Source organism: Paraglaciecola sp. (assembly GCF_051252315.1).
In the GTDB taxonomy this organism is placed as follows: domain Bacteria; phylum Pseudomonadota; class Gammaproteobacteria; order Enterobacterales; family Alteromonadaceae; genus Paraglaciecola.
Window position 1 is genome coordinate 1 of record NZ_JBPOFP010000213.1, and the last position, 3,704, is coordinate 3,704.

At 40.1% G+C, this 3,704-nt stretch carries 1 pseudogene; it reads left to right on the forward strand.

Going from position 1 to position 3,704, the window contains the following annotated elements:
- Nucleotides 1-3,704, forward strand: a pseudogene (locus ACSHXM_RS21265) (hypothetical protein); the annotation flags it as partial.

Below are 3,704 nucleotides of genomic sequence, written 5' to 3' on the forward strand. Positions count from 1 at the left end.
ATAATGATGGTCTTGCAGATGAAATTGCAACGACTCCTTTACCAGATGAAGATTCAGATGGTGATGGTATCGAAGATAGAATAGATTTAGATTCAGATAACGATGGTATTCCAGATGTAACAGAAGCTGGTGGTCCAGATGCAGATAACGATGGCGTTATAGATACTTTCGCTACAGATACAGACCGTGATGGTTTGGCAGATAGTGTAGACCCTGCAGATGCAACTACTCCTGGTACGCCTTTAGAAAATCCAGATACTGATGAAGACGGATTTGACGATAGAATAGATACTGATTCTGATAATGATGGTATTCCAGATGTAACAGAAGCTGGTGGTTCAGACCCAGATAACGATGGTGTTATTGGTACAGGTCCAATTGCCGATGCAGATGGTGACGGACTTTCAGATATCGCAGATACAGATGATAATACAACGCCTAAGGCTACAGATGGTCCTGGTACAGCTTTACCAATAGATAATTTTGATGGTGATGCAAATCCAAACCATTTAGATATAGATGCAGATAATGATGGTATTCTAGATGTAGTTGAAAATGGAACCGGTGCTTTAGATACCAACAATGATGGTGCAATTGACAGTACTGATGATGTATTCTTAGATGCAAATGATAATGGTCAAGCAGATGCTACAGAAGGTACTGCGCCATTAAATACGGATACAACAGGTGGTGCAAACTATATAGATATTGATGCAGATGATGATGGTATTCCTGATAATGTTGAAGCACAACCAACTGCAGCTTACAATGCTCCAGATGATGCTTTTGATGCTGAAGGTTTAGATACCCAATATGCAGGTGGAATTACACCAGAAGATACAGATGGCGATTTGATTCCTGATTACTTGGATCCAGATTCTGACGATGATGGTACGCCAGATATTATTGAAGCTGGGCAAGGAACTATGACTGATCCTTTAGCTGATGCTGATAATGACGGATTAAATGATGCTTTTGATGATACACCTGGTACAGATGTAAATAATGACTTGGATACAGGTGCTGAAGGTACGGATAACGAAGATGATTTGGATACTGACGAGGTTGATTTCAGATCTATATTAGATCGCGACCAAGATGGTATTATGGATATCGTGGATTTGGATGATGACAATGATGGTATTTCGGATTTAGATGAAGCCAACGGAGTTGACCCAAGTGCAGATGATGATAATGATGGTATCGTAAACTATTTAGATGACGATCCTGCTGATCCACTAGTTGGTGATGTAAACGGAATTGTTGAGCCAGCGTTTGATTTTGACGGTGATGGTATTCCAAACCATTTTGATATTGATGCTGATAATGACGGAATATTTGATGTGTACGAAGCGGGTAATGATGCTTTAGATACGAACAATGATGGCGTTATTGATAGTAACGACACTGGTTTTGCTGATGGTAATAATGATGGTCAGGCAGATAGCTCTGAAACGACTACGCCTATCAATACTGATACGACAGGGAATGCAGATTTCTTGGATATCGATGCAGATGACGATGGTATTCCAGATAACGTAGAAGCACAACCAACAACAGGTTATGTAGCTCCAGCTGATGCTTTTGATTTTAATGGTCTAGATACAAACTACCCTAACGGATTAAGACCTGAGGATACGGATACGGATTTAACTCCAGATTACTTGGATGCTGATTCTGATAATGATGGTGCTCCAGATATTTTAGAAGCGGGTCAAGGTACAATTACAGATCCATTGGCAGATGCCGACGGTGACGGATTGAACGATGCTTTTGATGATACCGTAGGTAACGATGTAAACAATGATTTGGATACAGGTGCAATTGCAACTGATAACGAAGATGATGCTGATATGGCTGAAGTAGATTTTAGATCGGTATTGGATTTTGATGGTGATGGTATCCCAGATACAGCAGATCTTGATGATGATAACGATGGTATATCAGATTTAGATGAGGCTAATGGAATTGACCCAAGTGCCGATGATGATAATGACGGTGTTCCAAACCATTCCGATGATGATCCAAACGATCCATTGGTTGGTGATGTAAACGGAACAACTGAACCAGCATTCGATTTTGATGGTGATGGTATTCCAAATCACTTTGACATAGATGCGGATAATGACGGAATCTATGATGTATATGAAGCTGGTAATGATGCTTTAGATACGAACAATGACGGAGTTATTGATAGTAACGATACTGTTTTTGCAGATGTAAACAATGATGGTCAAGCAGATAGTTCGGAAGGTACAACGCCACTGAACACAGATACATCAGGAAATGCAGATTTCTTGGATATCGATGCCGATGATGATGGTATTCCAGATAACGTTGAAGCACAACCAACAACAGGTTATGTGGCTCCTGCAAATACTTTTAGTCTTAACGGTGTAGATACAAACTACCCTAACGGATTAAGACCTGAGGATACGGATACAGATTTAACTCCAGATTATTTGGATGCTGATTCTGATAACGATGGTATTTCAGATATGCTGGAAGCTGGTCAAGGTACAATGACAGACCCATTGGCAGATGCCGACGGTGACGGATTAAACGATGCCTTTGATGATACCGTAGGTAATGATGTAAACAATGATTTGGATACAGGTGCAATTGCAACTGACAACGAAGATGATGCTGATTTGGCTGAGGTTGATTTTAGAGATGTTCTTGACTTTGATGGAGATGGTATCCCAGATACAGTAGATCTTGATGACGATAACGATGGTATTAGTGACTTAGATGAAGCTAACGGAATCGACCCAAGTGCCGATGATGATAACGATGGTGTTCCAAACCATTCCGATGATGATCCTAACGATCCATTGGTTGGCGATGTGAACGGAACAACAGAACCAGCATTCGATTTTGATGGTGATGGTATTCCTAACCACTTTGACATAGATGCAGATAACGACGGAATATTTGATGTATATGAAGCTGGTAATGATGCTTTAGACACGAATAATGATGGAGTTATTGATACTAACGATACTGGTTTTGCAGATGCAAACAATGATGGTCAAGCAGACAGTTCAGAAGGTACAACGCCACTGAACACAGATACATCAGGAAATGCAGATTTCTTGGATATCGATGCTGATGATGATGGTATTCCAGATAACGTTGAAGCACAACCAACAACAGGTTATGTGGCTCCTGCAAATACTTTTACTCTTAACGGTGTCGATACAAACTACCCTAACGGATTAAGACCAGAGGATACAGATACAGATTTAACTCCTGATTATTTGGATGCTGATTCTGATAACGATGGTATTTCTGATATGCTGGAAGCAGGTCAAGGTACTCTTGTAGATCCTTTGACAGATGCTGACGGTGATGGATTGAACGATGCCTTTGATGATACTGTAGGTAATGATGTAAACAATGATCTGGATACAGGAGCAATTGCAACTGACAACGAAGATGATACAAGCACAATTGAGGTTGACTTTAGAGAAGTTGCAGATAGTGATGGTGATGGCGTATTAGATACTAAAGAAGACCTAGATGGTACAGATAAAAATGATCCTTGTGATTATTTAGTTTCTAGTGTTACAATTCCTGTTTCTGGAGACTACTTAACTGTAGATTGTGATGGTGATGGCATATTAAATGGTCAAGAAGTTACAGATGGTACAAATCCTTTAGATGATTGTGATTCTATTGGTGGTACTCCTCTACCTACTAGC